Here is a 16,978-nt window from a genome sequence, read left to right as displayed (position 1 = left end):
GATCCCCTCAGCTTGCCTTCAATGCACGAGCGAACGCGCGCCCAAGCGCACGCTCGGTCACGGTCCACGCGAGACGTTTCCGATATGCGGCACTGGCGCTCGTGTCACTAAGAGCGTCAATCCAGCTTGCTCTGCTGGCTGCTGCCTTTGCCAGACGGGCGCTGGGCTGCTGTCCCCGGAGGACGTCGTCAAGCTGCAGACGGCAAGGTTTGCTGCCCATCCCGCACAGGACCGCATCAGCGCGCCTGATCGCGTGATTTACGTCGACCGACACCATGGCCGCCGCGCCGACGATTGCAAAGTCCCCATGTCTGCGCGCGAATTCCTCGAACGCATATCCGTGCGGCTCGTTCCAGATACGAAGGCGAATCTGCGTCACCATTTCGTCCGGCTCGATTGAAGTAGTCATGAAACCGCACGCGAATTCATTAAATGGAATGCGCCGCTCTCCACGAGGTCCTACGGCGACGATCGTCCCATTGAAGATTTCGGCAAGTGTGGGCTGCTCCGAGGCCGGATCGAGATTGCAAACGCTTCCGACAAAAGTGCCCCGATTGCGCGTCTGAATATGGCCGACCAATCGATAGGCCTCCACCATCAGTGGTGCGTATTGCTGAATCAAAGGAGATTGCTCGATATCCCGCTGGCGAACCAATGCGCCGATGCAGACCTCATCGCCTTCCAACGTTATCCCGTCGAGGCCAGGTATCGCGTTCACGTCGACCAGGTGGTCCACATACGCGTAGCGCATGGCCAGCATCGGCATCAGCGTCTGTCCGCCAGCGACGATGCGTGCGTTGTCCAGCGTGGAAAGTAACTCAACGGCACGCGCCACGCTTTCCGGTCGGTGCCAGGTAAAGGGTGCTGACTTCATTTCTCACCTTCCAAGAATGTGTATCGCGCACGCACCGTGATCGAAGCCGTAAGTGCCTCCACCGGTGATGTGCGCCAGTCCGACTCGTGGACCGCGCGGCCTGTCTTGCCCGACCTGCCGTGCGCCGCAGCGTCCTTGCAACTGGCGTGTTATTTCGACAATCTGCGCGATCCCTGACGCTCCGAGCGGATGGCCCCTGCAGAGCAGACCGCCGGACGGGTTGAACGGAATCCGTCCGCTTAGCGCCGTTTGACCACCTCTGATCAAACCCACCCCCTCTCCGTGGGCGGCAAAACCCAGTGCTTCGTAGTACAGCAATTCAGCGATGGTGAAGGCATCGTGACACTCGACGAGATCGATGTCGGAAGGGCCGATGCCGCAGGATTCATAGGTTTCGGTCGCGCAACGCACAGTGACTTCGGGCGTCGTCATATCCCTGCCTGCCTGCATATAACGGCCCGACGTCAGATGGGACGCAAGAACCGTCACGGCACCTTGCCGATTCGCAATGGGAAGATTCGAGGCCGCAAGCACCACCGCGGCTGCGCCGTCGCCGAGCGGGCAGCACTGATGCGAAGTCAGCGGCGAGGCGACCGGTCGGCTGCTGAGCACTTCCTCCACCGAGACGGTGCTGCGGATCTGTGCGTAGGGGTTGAGCGCTCCATTCGCCCTGGCCTTGACAGCGATCTGCGCGAGATCGCCGGGTGATAAATCGAATTCATGCATGTATCGCTGTGCGCGCATGGCGTACAGCGCCGGCATCGTCAATCCGTTCGCCGACTCGACATCCTCATCGCCGAGGTCAAGTGGCCCGCCTCCGAGACGAGTCAATTGCTCTGCTCCAACCACGAGTGCACAATCCACCGCACCCGCGGCAATCGCGAGGTAGGCTTGCCGGAATGCGCTCGCCGACGAGGAGCAGGCGTTTTCGAAATTGGCCGCTTCGATGCCGGTCAGCCCCGTCTCCCGTCCGATACGTTGGGCAGCCAACGGACCACCGGATACCGTACCGCAATAAATAGCGCCGACGCGTCGTCCATCGATTCCGGCTTCATCAAGTGCCTCGATGACCGCTGGCGCGGCGAGTTGGGACAGACTCACTTCCGGGAAACGCCCAAAACGAATCATGCCCGTGCCAACGAGGCTCACGCTCCTCAAACCGTTCGTCACGCTCATGAATCCACCTGCTGCGAAACTTCGCTGGGTGCGGTAAAAAAATAGATGAATTGGCTCGCTTGCCTGTTTGCCGGTTCCACTCGCAATTCGAGCTGCTGCCCCGTCTGTACGGCGCCAACCGGCATTTCGATACGCCCGAAAAGCCGCAGACTATCGCTCAGGTCCACATACCCGACGGTGTAGGGCGTGTCGACGCCTCTTGGTCCCATATGCACCACGCTGTGGCAGTAGAGGGTGCCGATCGCCGGCAACAGCGACGCGACGAAGTCACGACCGCCGCATTGTGGGCACACGGTGAGTACCGGATAGATCTGCGTTTCGCAATCGGAGCACTTCGCCCCGAGTAATGACCAGCCCTTCCTGCCTCTTACAACTGAGGCTGTCCCTAATCGTCTGAAGCCATTCACGCTGACTCTCATTCCTGATCGCTTCCATGGTGTAGTGTGTAATACACTATACTCATAAACTGCAGCCAGAAAGGTAGGGAAAACCCGGTGCCCGCGGTTGCCTTCAGAGAGAATCGAAGTGCCGCCTGCTAGTCGGGAACGCCGTCGCTATATGCTCTTACCGCTGCGTCGGCACCCGGTCAGTGCTGAGCGTGAGCCGCAAAGTCCGCTCAACCGCCTGATTCCGAGAATTCCTCGGAGGTCTCGCTTGCTGGCGAGTTTCGCCAACGGCGGGCAGAATGCCTTGCAGACCGACAGTTTTGGAGCTTATAAGTGGCAATAGCGAAGGCAGGAAAGAAGACGCCCCACTCGCGGGCAGAGAATCACGCGCCGGAGGGCGTACAGGGGTATCAGCAGCGCGTTAGCAGAGAAAAGCGTGCACTGATACTCGAGGTCGCAATTGCAAGTTTTCTGGAAAACGGATACGACGCGGCCACGATGGATTCCATCGGCGATCGCGCAGCAGTGTCATACGCGACGCTGTACAAACATTTTCCCGGTAAGGATATCCTCTTCACCGAGGCGATGGACCATCTCTTCCATCAGTTGTTCGCACGCTGGAAGGATCACGCCGTGCCGCCGGAAGTCGAGTCGGGCTTGCGTGAGATTGCACGCGCTTACAACGAGCTTGTTTCCGAGCCCAACATGATTGCCGCAATGCGACTGGTCATTGCTCAGGTGCGAAGCTTTCCCGACATGGGCCTGCGTTTACAGCGCGCGAAAGATCTCTTCAGCGACGTAACGGACGCCTGGTTGGCAAAGCGGGTGGGAGAAGGCTGCCTGAAGATTGCCGACGTGCGGCTCGCACGCGCCGAGTTCATCGGCATGTTGGGAGAAACGCTTTACTTTCCCCGTCTAATGCAGATCGATCATGCGATCTCCGACGAAGACGTTGAAAGGATCATCGGCAGTGCAGTCTCCACGTTCCTGATGCGCTATCGCGCGCATTGAATAACGCGTCGCCACACATACCCCATGGTGAACAAGGTCAGAAAACGTGGCGCAGGCCCATGTTGATGCCCACCGTGCTGCCGGCCGGAGCGGACAGTTCACCGGTAACCGAAAAGCCGGTGGTTTCTGCGCCGTGATTGTTCACGATCGCGGCCTGTGCATAGACCAACGTACGCTTCGACAGGTCGTACTGTGCCCCGATGGAAGCCAGTAGGGAATGGTTGTTCCTGTTGTCGGGATCAGTGATGTAATTGATAGCGGAATTCAATGTCAGTGCCGGTGTCGCACGATACTCGATGCCACCGCCATAAACGTTGTTGTTGAGCGCACTCTTTACCTTGTAGTTGGTGAGCGACGCTTTCAATATCACCGAGCCGAAGTTGTACGATGCGCCGATCACCCGTCCCTCAAAGGCAACCGTCGAAGGTATTGGCGTTACGGTCGCGCTGCCGGGATTGGAGTCATAGATCGCCGCAGTAATCAACAGAAAGCCGAGAGAGTATTCCAGGCTACCTGAGTACGCGCGTCCGGCCTGGAACGAGCCCGCGACGTTGCCGAGTGACAGCATGGCGCGTCCGCGCAGCCCGGCAAAGTCCGGGCTCGAATAGGTGATTGCATTCGGCGTGAAGATGCCCGTGGCGGCAACGTTGTGCGCATAGATCGCCGCGCTGCCGCCGAAAAACGAGAATTCGCGCGGATCGAGCGCAACCACAGCAATGAGGAATGGCGAGAACTGAAGACCGGTCTTGATTTCGCCGTATCGACTGTCTAGTGCGATCCATGCCTGACGACCGAAGAAATTGCCGTTCGAATCATTGAAACCGCCGGTGGGAACGTTGATGCCGCTTTCAAGCTTAAAGGATGCATTAAAGCCGTCACCGAGGTCTTCGCTGCCCGTCAAGCCAAAGCGCGATGGCTGCCAGCCGCCATTCACCAGCGAAACCTGACTGCCGCCATTCTTCATGGTCGCCGGATTCAAAGTCTTGTTCGTATAGAGGATATCCTGATCGAGCGCCCCATAGAGCGTGACGCTGCTCTGGGCATGCGCCCCATTGGCAAAAAGGACGCCTGCTGCTACGGAGAGGGTGCGAAATCCGCGGTTATGACGGACGGGTGTCATATATAGCCTCCAATAATTTATATGTAGTAGTATTTATTAATTTATAAATGAAACGATTCATAAAAGGAGCTTGCTCACATCTTCGGATGATCCGACGCCTTCTGACTTATGAATCTGCCCCCTGCCCGTCTTTGGCAACCGAGCTCGTTTCCGGCCCAAACCTGATGGCGACAAGCCCGATCCAGAATGCTGCCGAAATTGAAACGCCGACGACGTATATTCCAGATTTCGCCAATGCCAGTGAGACCCCCAATGGACCTGCTGCTGTGAATATACGAGCGACGTTCCAGGTAAATCCCTGACCCGTTCCACGAACATGCAATGGAAAGAGTTCCGTTAGATATAGCGCGAGGATTCCGAATCCTCCGATCGCGAATAATCCGAACGCAAACATTGCCAGATGGAACATTGTCAGTGTTTTGGCGACCGTGACGAGCGCGATCGTCGCAAGCCAAGCACCTGCACAGAAGAGCGCATAAACTACCCGTCTGGATATGCGTGGATTCCATGCGACTAAAAACAGCGTCAATCCAAATCCAAGAACTGCCCCGACGTTGGCCCACGTAAATGAGATGGAGGTTTGCCTCATAAATTCGGCATCGCCCGCCGATTGAATAAATTTTCTCAGTAGCGCGGGGATAAGCACAGTTGTCCCCCAGCTACCAATCATCATTGCTGCAGCGACGAGCGAGCCGACGATCGTACGACGCCTTAATGGCGCTCGGAATATCACCGACAAAGAACCCATTTTGGGTCCGGCGTGTTGGATTTCAGCAATCCGCGATTCTTTCCAACGCTCTGATTCCGGGGTCACGAACCGAAGGCCGAGACTGACGACCGCCGGCAGAGCGCCAACAGCGAGCACCCAGCGCCATCCAAGTCCGGCCAGAAGAATTCCGAGCGCTGACGCAATAATCAGGCCGACGACATTCGCAAACTGCATCACCTGGACCGCTTTTGCACGATGTTTTTCCGGCCAGGTTTCAACGACAAGCGAGGCGCCAGCGGCCCACTCGCCACCAATGCCAAAGCCCGCCAACATCTGGATCAAGAGGAGTTGATGCCAGCTTTGAGCGAACGCACTGGCCGCCGTGAAACCTGAGTAGATCAGCATCGTGCCAAGCATCACGCGCGCGCGACCGAATTTGTCCGCCAGAACGCCGAACGTAATGCCGCCAATGCCCCAGCAAAGCAGCTTCGCCCCTACGATGACCCCCTGGATCTGTGAAGCATCCGCGTGCGACGTGCCGAGAAGATCGTGCAGGGCAGGCATGATCACGACCACGATCAGGTACACGTCCATGGCATCGAACATCCAGCCCAAAAAGGCCGAGCCCAAGACTATCCACGCTGCCCTGCCTACTCCAGGTTTGCCGGAATTCACGCTTGCAGCAGCCGTCTCCAGCGAAGTCGAGTTGACTCGCATGTGTTCGCCTCCAAATGTTCTCGATATTTTTCTATCCGCTTGTTTAAGCTCGGGAGAACATCCCTCGCAACCATTGCGTCAGAGCGCGCAACGCAAGTCCCAAGCCGCCCACTGGTGCGCGCTTGACCATGGCAGGTGGATTGGCCGCGGCGGGCGTGAGGTCGGCCACAGCCAAGGGAGCCGCCGGCTCCGGCGCCAGCTTCGCCTCGAGGTTTTTGGCGAAATCGCCGATCAATGTCTCCGCCACCGCCTGGATAACGCTTTTCGCGCGACCGAATTGCGCGACAGTGCCGCTCAGTTCGGTTTTGGCTTCAACCGTGGTCACGCTGCCCATCCCTTCCGGCAGGACCTTCAAGAGGATCTTCGACTCGGCGCGTCCGCGGCCGCGCCGGTCCTGGCCCTGGGCATCGGCCGCCGCGCACCAGTTTGCCTCGTCCAGTTCGGTGTATAGAAATTGCCCGGCAAATTCCAGTTGCATGGGGCCAAGGCGGACCTGAACCACGCCCTTGCAGGCATGTTCATCTAGCGCCTCGACACTCATTACCCCGGGGAAGCAATGGGCAACCCCCTCGACGTCCTTCAGAGCATCCCATACCTGTTGAGGCGGGAGCGAGAGCTTAAACTGACATGTGACATGCGAAGCCATCAGGAATCCTTTATGTTCGAGGCCAAAAATTCAAGGACGCCGGCAATAAATCGCTCAGGCTGATCAAGGCATGAGAAGTGCCCTGCTCCTTCCAGTTCCAGTGTCCGGCAAGTGGGAAGCAGTGCGCCCAGTGCACGCATGCGCTCGGGCGTAGTGCTGATGTCGGCCGTACCGCTCACGAGCAAAGCGGGCACATGCAATCCCGGGAGTTCGGCGGTCAGGTCCTGCGTCAGAATCGAGCACAACGTGGCGACATAGCGTTGTGATCCCAGTCCCAGGGCGTCACCCAAGTAGTCGGCGTATGCGGACGAGGCGGACCCATCTGCAAGTCGGCTGGCAACATACTCGGAGGCGAAACGCTCATAGCCGATCTCGTCGATGCGAGCTTTAGTCTGGGCAAGGCGCTCCTTTGCGTCGGGAAGAGCACCTGCGGAGGTGTTCGCCAGCACCAGGGCCGCGACCCGGTGCGGAGCCGCCAGCGCCAGGTGCATCGCCGCCTGGCCGCCCATGGATATTCCCAAGACAGCGCAGCGCGTGATGCCCAGGGCGTCGAGAAGGGCCAGTGCGTCGTGTGCCATCCCTTCGACCGTATAGGACATGGCGTCGGTACTGGCACCATGCCCGCGTGCATCGCAGCGAAGCACGCGATAGTGGCGAACAAGTTCCGGCGCCGCGCCATCCCACATACGCAGGCTACCCGCAAGGCTATGCAGACACAGAACGGGATAGCCGCGGCCTTCGTCAACGAAAGCGATGCTGTGCGCGCCGAGGTCCAATTGCTGCGTTGGCGTGCCGTGTTTCATCTTGCGGCCGTATGCGATCGATTGACTGTCATCAGCAAACCCGCCAAGCGGCTTGCCAGCACCCGCTCAGTGCCGGGCCCAAGTGTGACGAATTCCTTGACCGTAGCATTGACGATGCGTTGCTGATTCGCCATCCCTGCGAGCAGCGAGTCCGCTTCCTGAGGGAGCCTGCTGTCCGGCACCACATGGCTAACCAAACCAAACTCCCGCGCCGTACGAGCGTCAACCGCCAGCGCGCTGTGTATCAGGTAGGCTATCGCCTTGGGCGTTACGCGGCCGCGTAACACCGACATGGCGAGCGTGGGCGGAATGCCGCGCAGGATCTCTGGCAGTGCGAACTGCGCCGACTCCCCGGCAAGCGTGATATCGCATGCGGCCGCGAGCGCACAGCCGAAGCCGAATGCGCGCCCCTGCACCACTGACACGACAGGCAGCTCGCAGCGGTCAATCGCCGCATACAGGTCAAGGATGGGCATCAGGAACTGCTGGTGAATCGCGTAAGCCGAAAGTCCTTCACGACTTTCGCCCTCACCGTTGCGTCCAAGGCAGAAGTCCTCGCCCTGCGCCTCGAGCAAGATCACGCGCACCGCCGGGTCGGCTTCCAGCTCGGCAAGCGCAGACTGTAATCCGCGAATCATGGCCAGCGAGACTGTGTTGCCATCGTCTGGACGGGCGAGGCACAGGCGACCGATGCCTGAACCCGCGCTCCACTCGAAACCCGCTTCAAGGCTCATGCGACCTCCTTGCTAGCCGGAATCCATTCGCGCACGATGTCGGCGGCAAGCAGGCGTTGAATCTCCGCCTCGCTCTTGCCGAGCAGCTCGGCCAGCACCTCGCGCGTACCTTCGCCAAGCGGTGGCGGATACCTATGTGTCTGGTCAGGGTGAGAAACCACCTTGATCGGATTACCGGCCACTTGAAGCTGTTCGCCCGCCGGGCCCTGCAAACCCAGCACCATGCCGCGGTGACGCACCTGAGGGTCGGCCATGACCCTGTCCAGCGAGTTGACCACGCTCACTGGGACCTCGTGAGCCACCAGGATCTGCACCCATTCGTCGGCATTACGCGATACGAATGCGGTCTCCAACGCATCCCAGATGCGCTGTCTCTGCTCGTAACGCGCCTTCCGGCCGCTCAATTCGGGGTCATCACGCAAGTCTGTGCGGCCAATCGCCTCGCATAGCGACTGCCACATGCGGTCAGTATTGGCAGTAACCACGACCTCCATACCGTCGCGCGCAGTGAAGGCGCGGTAGGACGGTATGGATTCATGCTCGCGCCCCTGGGTTCCAGGCACCTTGCCCGATGCCAGGTAATAGGCCGCTTGATACGACAGCATCGCCACCTGGCAGTCCAGCATCGAGATATCGAGATATTCGCCCTGCCCAGTTTCCTCGCACCGCAGCAGCGCGGCCAGGATGCCGATGACCGCATACAGGCCAGCGGAAATATCGGCCAGCGGAATGCCCGCCCGGACCGGCTTGCCATCCCGTTCGCCGGTAAGACTCATACCGCCGGACATGGCCTGCACAACCATATCGTAGGCTGGCCGTTCGGCATACGGGCCATCTTGCCCGAAGCCACTGATTGAGCAGTAGATGAGCCGCGGATTGATCTCCTTCAGCCGCTCGTAGGTGATGCCTGAGCGAGCCATCGCGCCGGGCTTCAGATTCTCGATAAAGACGTCGCTCTTGGCCACCAGTTCCTCCAACAGCTTGCCCCCCTCTGATGTTCTGTAGTCCAACGCAATACTGCGTTTATTGCGATTGCAACTGTGGTAATACGCGCTGTCTTCGCCGATAAAGTTGGGCGGCAATACCCGGGTGTTGTCGCCGGTAAGCGGTTCAATCTTGAGCACCTCCGCACCCAGATCACCGAGGACCTGGGTGGCATAGGGGCCGGACAGGAACAGCGTCATGTCGATCACTCGCAGCCCCCGAACCAAAGCGACGCCTTTGAGTTGTTCATGCCACATGGTGCTGACTCCTTGAAAGTGCGTTGGCATCCACCGGAGCTCCGAGGCTGCGCGAAAGATGGAGGGCGGCGTCCTGTAGCGCCGAGATCAGAGTTCGCTCCCTTACGGGCGGCACGCGCATTTCCGGCGCGACAAAGGTCAGCGCTCCCACTACCCCGATAACGTCGAAAACCGGAACTGCAATGCCGAACGCCCAGTCGGTATAGTGGCCACGCGAGCTCGCGTACCCCTGTTGCCGGATCTCACGCGCTTCCCTTGCCCACGTGGCCCAGGCCGGCACCTTGCGCCCGGTAGGCGATACGGGTGCGCGAGCCAGCACGTCGCGCTGTTCGGGCTCCGGCATCGAGGCCAGAATCGCGCGCGCGGCGGCGCCCCACATCAGCGAGCGCGGCTCGTGCAGATGGAAGCTATAGCGTAGCGGCTGCGAACTGACGACCTGCTCGGCGAAGATCATTTGCCCCGTGTTCGGGATGCGCACGGAGAACAGCGCCGTCTCGTCGCAACGCGAGACCAGTTGCTGTACCAGGGGGCGCGCCAATTCCACCAGCTTGACCCTGCTCGCAGCCAACGAGCCCAGCCGATAAAACTCGAAGCCAACCCGGTACTGATGGTTAGTCGTACGCTCCACCCAGCGCACCGTCACCAGTTGGTCCAGTAGGCGGTGCACACTGCTCGGTGCCATGCCCAGCGCACGTGAAATGGCGCTGATCGGCATCGCGACTTCGCTTTCGCACAGCACTCGCATAATCGCGGCGCCGCGAGCAAGCACGCCATCGGAAACAGAGATCATTGAGATGTTCATCGCGTTCCGGCTGCCTTCAATTTTTCGACCAGCCTCATGGGTGTGATCGGAACCTGCGTAATGGTCACGTCGAAAGGCTTCAGCGCCTCCTCGATAGCCGAGGCAATCGCTGCCGTCACAGGCAGCGTGCCGCCCTCGCCTGCGCCTTTGACGCCCAGCGGATTGAGTGGCGAGGGTGTCTCAGTGTGCAGCACTTCGATTTCGGGGATATCGCTTGCCAGCGGCAGCAGATACTCGCCGAAATTGCACGAAAGCAACTGCCCCGACTCGTCATAAACCAGTTCTTCGAGCAACGCATTGCCGATGCCGTGCACGACGCCCCCGACGACCTGCCCATGGACCACCATCGGGTTGATCTGCCGGCCGCAGTCGTCTACCACGACGTAGCGCAACAGCCTGACGGCGCCGATCTCCGGGTCCACTTCGACTTCGACGACATGGCAGCCATTAGAAAAGGTGGACTGAGCCGGCGAGAAATAGCTGGTGTGCTCGAGACCGGGTGTCATGCCTTCGTCGAGCGAGTAACCAGGCATACCAACGCCTACTACGGCCAACCGGGCCAGGCTGATGCTGCGCTCCGGCGCACCGTCAACCGACACCATGCCGTCGGCCAGAACAATTTGTCCTGGATTCGCCTCGAGCACTTTTGCCGCCAGTGCCTGAATCTTGTGCCGCACTTCACAGCAAGCCATGTGCACGGCGTTTCCTGCGTTGACCGCGCTGCGCGCGGCAAAGGTACCGATGCCGAGTGAGATGCCCTGGGTATCGCCGGTCACGATCTTCACTGCCGCTGGCGCAACACCCAGCTGGTCGGCAGCAATCTGCGCCAGTGTCGTGTGGTGCGACTGGCCCTGCGGCGCAGCGCCGGTGTAAACCACGATACTCCCGTTAGTGCCAATCTTCACCGTTGCGCCTTCGTACGGTCCAAGGCCGGTGGCCTCGACAAAGTTCGCGAGGCCGATACCTAAATAGCGCCCTTGCGCCCTGGCGGCTGTCTGGCGGGCCGGAAAGCCGGCCCAGTCTCCGTTTTGGAGCGCCAGTGCCTGAGTGCCGGGATAGTCGCCGCTGTCATAGAGTACGGGGCTGCCATCGCGTCCAATCACGCGGCAGTTAAAGGGCATCTGCTCGGGACGGATAAAGTTGCGCCGACGGACTTCGCTCCGATCCAACCCGAGTTCCTGCGCCACCCTGTCCATGAGCCGCTCCATCGCGAAGACCGCCTGTGGCCGACCTGCGCCGCGTACCGGGGTAGTGGGCACCTTATTCGTAAAGAAGGACTTGAGTGTCAGCGCGAAGGTTGGAACGACGTAAGGCCCCTGGAGCGTAGTCATGGATATCCAGGGAAGGACAAGACCCCAGGGCACGTAGGCGCCGGTGTCATGAGCCAGTTGGCCACGAAGCCCCAAAATACGCCCTTCCTGGTCGACGGCCAGCTCCAGGTCCCATTTCTGGTCGCGCTCCTGGTGCGTGGCGACAAAATTCTCGCGCCGGTCCTCGATCCACTTCACGGGACGCCCCAGGAGTTGCACGCAGTGCGTAATCAACGCGTACTCCGGGTAGAACGAGCCTTTCGGACCGAAGCCTCCGCCCACGTCAGATGGCGCCACAACACGCAACTCGTCGTCGGCCAGGCCGAACAACTCCTGCAAGATGCGTTTGATCCGGTGCGGTGCCTGCATTGCGCCGTACAGCGTAAAACTCTTGCCGAGGGGAGATGGCACCGCGACGCAGCCGCGCGTTTCCATGAAGAAGGCGCCCCCGCGGTGTTGATCGAAGCTCGCCTTGATTACCTTATGCGCACAAGCGAAAGCCGCGTTGCAGTCGCCATCGGCGAACAACGCTTCGCCTGCGAGGTTCGATTCGATCGCCAGGTGCGCCCTGGGCGCGCCGGCCTCGATTGCCTGATCCAGGGAGACCACTGCCGGCAGGGTTTCGTATTCGATATCCGCGAGCTCAGCCGCATCCTCGGCCAAGGAACGCGCGAGCGCCACGACGACCGCCACGGGCTCGCCAACATAGTGCACCTCCTTGTCGGCCAACGCATACTGCGTGATCGGGTGCCGGATCGCCGGATTAGGCATCACCAACGGCATCGGCTTGATCTTGAGGCAGTCCGGCAATTCATCGAACGCAAAGGCAGCCACCACGCCAGGCGCGGATCGGGCACGCGTCAAGTCGATGGCTCGAATGCAGCCGTGCGGTATCGGGCTGCGCAGAATAAAGGTGTGCAGCAGGTCGGGTATCTGAATATCGTCGACATAGCATCCGGTGCCAGTCACCAGCGCCGCGTCCTCCTTGCGGGCAGCGGGAGCACCGAAGTGGGTGCCGGTCATGATGTCACGCTTCATGCCGCGGCTCCATTCGCGCGTGCCCGCGTCAGTTCGCGCACTGCCTCGACGATGTTCTGGTAGCCGGTACAGCGGCAGACGTTACCCGAGAGCATGTCGCGGATCTCTTCGTCGTTTGGCAGGTAGCCGGCCGGTAACTGGCCCAGCCAGGCATCAATCGTCATCAGGAAACCGGGCGTGCAGAAACCGCATTGCAGTGCGTGATGTTTGCTGAACGCGCGTTGCAGCGGCGAAAGCGCATCTGGCTTGCCCAGCGATTCGACGGTCGCGAGCTGCCTGCCGTTGACCTGCACTGCAAGCATCAGGCAGGAGCGCACCGCAGCACCTTCCACTTGCACGGTGCATGCGCCACAGGCGCCGTGCTCGCAACCCACGTGGGTGCCGGTAAGGCAAAGGTCATAGCGCAGAAAGTCGGCGAGCGAGGTCCGCACGGCGACGGTACGTTCGACCTTTACGCCATTGACAGTCGTCGTAATGTCCGCTTCGTTCATGCGGTGCCTCCGTGTGTCATGCGCGCATGCGCGGTAAGCAGCCCGCGTCGCACAAGCACCTGCGCGAGGTGCCGTCTGTACTCCGCGCTGACGTACGCATCCGAGCCAGCTTCGAGATCAACCGCACAGCCTGCCGCCTCGCGGAACAGATCCTCGCAACCGACTCGACCTTCCAGCAGGGCTTCGGCTGCATGCAGTCGGATCGGAGCGTCACCGCACCCGCCCAGTGCGATCGATGCGCGCGCGATCCTGGCGCCCGCGCCTGGCGCCAACAGCACAGCCACGCTTACGATGGCGAAGTCGCCATGCCGGCGCGCGAACTCGGTAAAAGCCCAACCATGACCACGCGGCCATGCGCGCAGACGAATCCCGGTCAGCATCTCGTGCGGCTCAAGGTTGGTCACCAGGTAGCCCAGTGCCCAATCAGCCATCGCGATCTCGCGCGTTCCATCGCTGCTCTCTACGGTGAGTCTGGCGTCGAGCGCTGTGCACACGGTGGGCAATTCCGCCGCCGGGTCGGCATGACAAAGCGAGCCGCCTATCGTGCCCCGGTTGCGGGTCTGCAAGTGGCCGACATGGCCCAATGCCTCGACCATCAGAGGCATGGCCTCGCGCAGTTGCTCCGAGCGCAGTAGGTCGCGTTGACGCGTCATTGCACCAATGGCCAATTCGGCGCCGTCGGCGTGGATGGCGGCAAGATCGGCGACGCCGTTGATGTCGATCAGGTGGTTGGGCTGCGCAATGCGAAAATTCATCATCGGCATCAGCGACTGCCCACCTGCAAGCACCTTGGCGTTGGGTTGTTCCGCGAGCAACGCCAGCGCCTCTGATCGGCTACGCGGCGCGTGGTACTCGAATGCGATGGCTTTCATCGTCTACTCACAGCGTAAAGATATTGATAGCGCAAGCGCCGTGGTCCAAACCCGAGATGCCCCCACCTGTGCAGTGTGCCAGTCCTACCTTTGCACCTTCTACTTGCCGGCCCTTGGCCTCGCCGCGCAGTTGCCAGACGATCTCGGTGATTTGAGCAATGCCGGTGGCGCCCACTGGATGGCCCTTGGACAGCAGGCCGCCGCTCGGATTGACCGGGATGCGCCCTCCCACAGAGGTAGCGCTGCTCTTCAGCAGTTGGATCGCTTCACCTTGGGGGCAGAAGCCAAAAGCCTCGTAGTACAGCAGCTCGGCAATCGTAAAGGCGTCATGTACCTCGGCGACCGAGATATCGCCCGGGCCGATGCCTGCCTCCTCGTACGCATCCTTGGCGCCGCGCACCGTGATCTCGGGCGTGGTCATGTCGCGGAAGCCAGTCATGTACTTGCCGGAAGTGAGATGCGACGTCGCGACCCACACCGGCTTGCGGCCGGAGGCTGGGACGCATTCCGCGGCACACAGCACCACAGCAGAAGCGCCGTCGCCAGTCGGGCAGCAGTGCATCAGCGTGAACGGCTCGGCGATAGGACGGGCGTTGAGCACCTGCTCCAGCGACACTTCGTTGCGCAACTGCGCCCAAGGGTTGAGTGCCCCGTGCTTGTGTGCCTTCACTGCCACCTGCGCCAAGTCTGCGTCCGAGATGCCGTGCTCATGCATGTAGCGACGCGCGCGCATCGCATACATCACCGGCATGCTCATGCCGACCGACACCTCGTGATCCTCCGGCTGTCCTGGCAGAACACCGCCACCCAACGATGTGAGCTTGTCGATGCCCAGCACCAGGGCGACATCGCAGAGGCCGTTGGCGATCGCCAGCCACGCTTCCCGAAAGGCAGTGGCGCCGCTTGAACAAGCGTTCTCGCAGTTCACCACCGGGATGCCCAGCAAGCCCAGCGGGCGCAACACACGCTGGCCAACCAGACGACCGCCATACGCGGAACCGCAATAAACGGCCTCGATTTGCTTGCGATCGAAACCGCTGTCTGCGATCGCCTGCTTGACAACCGGCCAACCAAGGTCTTGCAAAGTGGTGTCAGGACGCTTGCCGAATTGGCTCATGGCGACACCGGCAACAGCGACGCGACGGAAATTGTTACGACTCATCGCGCTTACTCCGGAAGGAAGCAGTGGGCGTAAACCGGCTCGCCGTTGGCGTCGTTACACACGATGCCGATACCAACGCGGACAGTGGAATCGAGTTCGGGCCTCCAACCCTCCGGGCCCTGGACGATCCCGACCACACGTACGTTGCGCTCCTTGAAGTCGACGAATGCCAGCACATAGGGGGTCTTCCAGCCAGCGCGGCCGGAATGCACCACTGAGTAGGTATAGACGGTGCCGGTTGATGGCACCTCGATCTTGTCGATCGTCTCCTCCCAGCATGCGGGGCAAACCTTGGGCGGCGGAAATACCGATTGGCCGCAATGACGGCAGACCCCCGCCATCACTCGCGGCGAGCCGTCGGAGGCATAGACAATGCTGCCCGGAATGGCCCAGACCGGGCGCTCAATGCTGTCGGGGATAACGTGGCTCATAAGTCAAACTCACTGGTGAAATTGGACGGATTCGCTAACGGCGAGCAGGATCTTGCCGGCATGCTCACCGCTTTCCATACGCTCATGTGCGCGGGCGGCCTCAGCCAGGGGAAACTCGGAATCGATGTGCAAACGGATTGCAGACAGGTCCAGCCAGTGCGCGCCGGTCAGCGCTGCAGCAAGCCGCGCTTTGTGTTCGCGCGGCAGTTGCCGCAAGCGCGAGGCGGTGATCCACACCTGGCGTGTCATCAACGCGGCACCATTGAGCGGCTCTGGCCCGCCGGAGGATGAGGAGAGGTAAACGATGCGGCCACCATCGGACGCGAGCTTCAGATTGGAATTGAAGTAGCGCAAGCCTGAGAGATCCAGGATCACGTCCATCCCATTGCCTACCGCTTCTTGCAGAGCTGGAAGAAAGTCAGGCGCGCGATAGTTGAAGGTACGCGCTGCACCGAAGCTGGCACTCAGTGCACGCTTCTCCTCGTTGCCGCAGGTTGACCAGACTTCAGTGCCGCGCATGACGGCGAGTTGCGTGGCAATCAACCCGACCCCACTCGTGCCACCATGGATCAGGAGCCGCTCGCCGGGTTGCAGCCTGGCCAGTTCGATAAGGTTGTACCAGGCGGTAAATAGGCCCTCAGGCAACGCGGCTCCGGTACGCAGTTCATCGGTCGGCCAGGGCAAAGTCAGCGCTGCGTCGGCCAGACACATCTCGGCATAGCCGCCGCCATCGACCAACGCGCAGATGGAGTCGCCGGGCCGGAAGTTCTCTACGCCGGGCCCGCAGGCCATTACCTCGCCCGCCACTTCGAGGCCTGGGATATTCGCTGGCAGCGTGATATTGGGATGGCGCGCGGACGCCCGCTGGTTGCAATCATGCCGGTTCACACCAGCGTAGGAAACACGAAGCAGGAGCTCTCCTGGTCCCGGTTGTGGCTGCGGGCAGATAATCCCCTGCAGTACCTCGGGGCCGCCCGCACGCGAAATATGGATCGTTTGCACAGCCAGTCCGCTCCTGTTGCTCGTCTGGCTAAAAATATACGGCAGGCATTCCGCTGCATCAAAACTCGTATTCCGTTCAGCGGAATCGTCATTCCGACGCCAGACACCGGTTAAGCGAACTGCCTACTGGCATAAGGGCGCCGTAACGACTAGGGGATTGATTATTGGATTCCGTTGAGCGGAATGCTTTGCCATGCAGGTGTGTGCGACCTCGGCTATGACAACATGATTGCTCTCTCTGCAGCGAGCATCAGCGACGGGGTAAGGCACGTCACCCATGGTAAAGGGGCGGAAGTAGCCCTCACCGGATAGGTAAGCCGGCAGGCTACCTGTCCATTCATTCGGCAACAAGTGCTGCCTGGGTCTGCATCTAACCGGGTCAAATAGCGTGACCCGGCGTTTACCTATTAATTTCTGGGGTGCATTCTGGAAACCCACCCCATTACCGCCGTT

Annotated in this window: 17 protein-coding genes; 1 reads left to right on the top strand and 16 read right to left on the bottom strand. The window is 60.6% G+C overall.

What is annotated here, in order from left to right; genetic code table 11:
* Positions 1-7: 7 nt before the first annotated feature.
* Genes AB3X95_RS00330 through AB3X95_RS00320 form a run of 3 tightly spaced genes read right to left on the bottom strand, consistent with a single transcriptional unit; the run spans position 8 to position 2,469 of the window.
* Positions 8-874, bottom strand: a complete 867-nt coding sequence (locus AB3X95_RS00330) for a xanthine dehydrogenase family protein subunit M (protein WP_368620390.1) — start codon at positions 872-874, stop codon at positions 8-10.
* Positions 875-877: 3 nt separating this feature from the next.
* Positions 878-2,050: a thiolase family protein gene (locus tag AB3X95_RS00325; RefSeq protein ID WP_176123859.1), complete on the bottom strand. Its 1,173-nt coding sequence runs from the start codon at positions 2,048-2,050 to the stop codon at positions 878-880.
* Complete coding sequence (locus AB3X95_RS00320) at positions 2,047-2,469, bottom strand: OB-fold domain-containing protein (RefSeq protein WP_254905995.1); 423 nt, start codon at positions 2,467-2,469, stop codon at positions 2,047-2,049. Before AB3X95_RS00320 ends, AB3X95_RS00325 begins: the two co-directional genes overlap by 4 nt.
* Before the next feature lie 300 nt (positions 2,470-2,769).
* On the opposite strand from AB3X95_RS00320, the gene AB3X95_RS00315 reads away from it, so the two are divergent.
* Entirely contained in the window at positions 2,770-3,447 is a 678-nt protein-coding gene (locus tag AB3X95_RS00315; protein WP_176367228.1) for a TetR/AcrR family transcriptional regulator, read from the top strand.
* A gap of 37 nt (positions 3,448-3,484) precedes the next feature.
* On the opposite strand, the gene AB3X95_RS00310 is transcribed toward AB3X95_RS00315, so the two are convergent.
* The 13 genes from AB3X95_RS00310 to AB3X95_RS00250 form a co-directional block, all read right to left on the bottom strand.
* The gene (locus AB3X95_RS00310) at positions 3,485-4,567 is read right to left on the bottom strand and encodes a porin (RefSeq protein WP_176367227.1); all 1,083 of its coding nucleotides are present in this window, start codon (positions 4,565-4,567) and stop codon (positions 3,485-3,487) included.
* 106 nt (positions 4,568-4,673) lie between these two features.
* The gene (locus AB3X95_RS00305) at positions 4,674-5,993 is read right to left on the bottom strand and encodes an MFS transporter (RefSeq protein ID WP_368620389.1); all 1,320 of its coding nucleotides are present in this window, start codon (positions 5,991-5,993) and stop codon (positions 4,674-4,676) included.
* A 43-nt stretch (positions 5,994-6,036) separates the two neighbouring features.
* A complete protein-coding gene (locus AB3X95_RS00300) occupies positions 6,037-6,639 on the bottom strand; it encodes an SRPBCC family protein (RefSeq protein ID WP_176367226.1) in 603 nt (200 codons plus the stop codon).
* Positions 6,639-7,442: an alpha/beta fold hydrolase gene (locus AB3X95_RS00295; RefSeq protein WP_184224961.1), complete on the bottom strand. Its 804-nt coding sequence runs from the start codon at positions 7,440-7,442 to the stop codon at positions 6,639-6,641. Before AB3X95_RS00295 ends, AB3X95_RS00300 begins: the two co-directional genes overlap by 1 nt.
* The gene (locus AB3X95_RS00290) at positions 7,439-8,176 is read right to left on the bottom strand and encodes an enoyl-CoA hydratase/isomerase family protein (protein ID WP_184224962.1); all 738 of its coding nucleotides are present in this window, start codon (positions 8,174-8,176) and stop codon (positions 7,439-7,441) included. The genes AB3X95_RS00295 and AB3X95_RS00290 overlap by 4 nt, the downstream gene beginning before the upstream one ends.
* Positions 8,173-9,417, bottom strand: coding sequence for a CaiB/BaiF CoA transferase family protein (locus tag AB3X95_RS00285; protein WP_368620388.1), 1,245 nt, complete (start codon positions 9,415-9,417; stop codon positions 8,173-8,175). The genes AB3X95_RS00290 and AB3X95_RS00285 overlap by 4 nt, the downstream gene beginning before the upstream one ends.
* Positions 9,407-10,219, bottom strand: a complete 813-nt coding sequence (locus AB3X95_RS00280; RefSeq protein ID WP_176123868.1) for an IclR family transcriptional regulator — start codon at positions 10,217-10,219, stop codon at positions 9,407-9,409. The genes AB3X95_RS00285 and AB3X95_RS00280 overlap by 11 nt, the downstream gene beginning before the upstream one ends.
* Positions 10,216-12,567: a molybdopterin cofactor-binding domain-containing protein gene (locus tag AB3X95_RS00275; protein WP_368620387.1), complete on the bottom strand. Its 2,352-nt coding sequence runs from the start codon at positions 12,565-12,567 to the stop codon at positions 10,216-10,218. The genes AB3X95_RS00280 and AB3X95_RS00275 overlap by 4 nt, the downstream gene beginning before the upstream one ends.
* On the bottom strand, positions 12,564-13,058 hold the full coding sequence (locus tag AB3X95_RS00270; protein ID WP_368620386.1) for a (2Fe-2S)-binding protein: 495 nt from the start codon (positions 13,056-13,058) through the stop codon (positions 12,564-12,566). The genes AB3X95_RS00275 and AB3X95_RS00270 overlap by 4 nt, the downstream gene beginning before the upstream one ends.
* Complete coding sequence (locus tag AB3X95_RS00265) at positions 13,055-13,930, bottom strand: xanthine dehydrogenase family protein subunit M (RefSeq protein WP_176123870.1); 876 nt, start codon at positions 13,928-13,930, stop codon at positions 13,055-13,057. Before AB3X95_RS00265 ends, AB3X95_RS00270 begins: the two co-directional genes overlap by 4 nt.
* 7 nt (positions 13,931-13,937) lie before the next feature.
* The gene (locus tag AB3X95_RS00260; RefSeq protein ID WP_176367221.1) at positions 13,938-15,092 is read right to left on the bottom strand and encodes a thiolase family protein; all 1,155 of its coding nucleotides are present in this window, start codon (positions 15,090-15,092) and stop codon (positions 13,938-13,940) included.
* A 5-nt stretch (positions 15,093-15,097) separates the two neighbouring features.
* Positions 15,098-15,523, bottom strand: coding sequence for a Zn-ribbon domain-containing OB-fold protein (locus AB3X95_RS00255; protein ID WP_368620385.1), 426 nt, complete (start codon positions 15,521-15,523; stop codon positions 15,098-15,100).
* Between the two features lie 9 nt (positions 15,524-15,532).
* Positions 15,533-16,525 (bottom strand): NAD(P)H-quinone oxidoreductase, encoded by a 993-nt coding sequence (locus AB3X95_RS00250; RefSeq protein ID WP_368620384.1) that lies wholly within the window; start codon positions 16,523-16,525, stop codon positions 15,533-15,535.
* Between the last annotated feature and the right edge of the window lie 453 nt (positions 16,526-16,978).

The sequence above is a fragment of the Paraburkholderia sp. BR13444 genome (assembly GCF_040948755.1).
In the GTDB taxonomy this organism is placed as follows: Bacteria; Pseudomonadota; Gammaproteobacteria; order Burkholderiales; family Burkholderiaceae; genus Paraburkholderia; species Paraburkholderia youngii.
Note: the sequence above shows the minus strand (reverse complement) of the source record. Positions and strands in the feature narration are given on the sequence as shown.

Excerpts from the sequence above, each read along its gene's own strand:
- AB3X95_RS00275 (WP_368620387.1), bottom strand. The coding sequence starts at position 12,567 with ATGAAGCGTGACATCATGACCGGCACCCACTTCGGTGCTCCCGCTGCC.
- AB3X95_RS00295 (WP_184224961.1), bottom strand. The coding sequence starts at position 7,442 with ATGAAACACGGCACGCCAACGCAGCAATTGGACCTCGGCGCGCACAGC.
- AB3X95_RS00270 (WP_368620386.1), bottom strand. The coding sequence starts at position 13,058 with ATGAACGAAGCGGACATTACGACGACTGTCAATGGCGTAAAGGTCGAA.
- AB3X95_RS00330 (WP_368620390.1), bottom strand. The coding sequence starts at position 874 with ATGAAGTCAGCACCCTTTACCTGGCACCGACCGGAAAGCGTGGCGCGT.
- AB3X95_RS00255 (WP_368620385.1), bottom strand. The coding sequence starts at position 15,523 with ATGAGCCACGTTATCCCCGACAGCATTGAGCGCCCGGTCTGGGCCATT.
- AB3X95_RS00280 (WP_176123868.1), bottom strand. The coding sequence starts at position 10,219 with ATGAACATCTCAATGATCTCTGTTTCCGATGGCGTGCTTGCTCGCGGC.
- AB3X95_RS00325 (WP_176123859.1), bottom strand. The coding sequence starts at position 2,050 with ATGAGCGTGACGAACGGTTTGAGGAGCGTGAGCCTCGTTGGCACGGGC.
- AB3X95_RS00305 (WP_368620389.1), bottom strand. The coding sequence starts at position 5,993 with ATGCGAGTCAACTCGACTTCGCTGGAGACGGCTGCTGCAAGCGTGAAT.
- AB3X95_RS00290 (WP_184224962.1), bottom strand. The coding sequence starts at position 8,176 with ATGAGCCTTGAAGCGGGTTTCGAGTGGAGCGCGGGTTCAGGCATCGGT.
- AB3X95_RS00285 (WP_368620388.1), bottom strand. The coding sequence starts at position 9,417 with ATGTGGCATGAACAACTCAAAGGCGTCGCTTTGGTTCGGGGGCTGCGA.
- AB3X95_RS00310 (WP_176367227.1), bottom strand. The coding sequence starts at position 4,567 with ATGACACCCGTCCGTCATAACCGCGGATTTCGCACCCTCTCCGTAGCA.
- AB3X95_RS00265 (WP_176123870.1), bottom strand. The coding sequence starts at position 13,930 with ATGAAAGCCATCGCATTCGAGTACCACGCGCCGCGTAGCCGATCAGAG.
- AB3X95_RS00300 (WP_176367226.1), bottom strand. The coding sequence starts at position 6,639 with ATGGCTTCGCATGTCACATGTCAGTTTAAGCTCTCGCTCCCGCCTCAA.
- AB3X95_RS00260 (WP_176367221.1), bottom strand. The coding sequence starts at position 15,092 with ATGAGTCGTAACAATTTCCGTCGCGTCGCTGTTGCCGGTGTCGCCATG.
- AB3X95_RS00320 (WP_254905995.1), bottom strand. The coding sequence starts at position 2,469 with ATGAGAGTCAGCGTGAATGGCTTCAGACGATTAGGGACAGCCTCAGTT.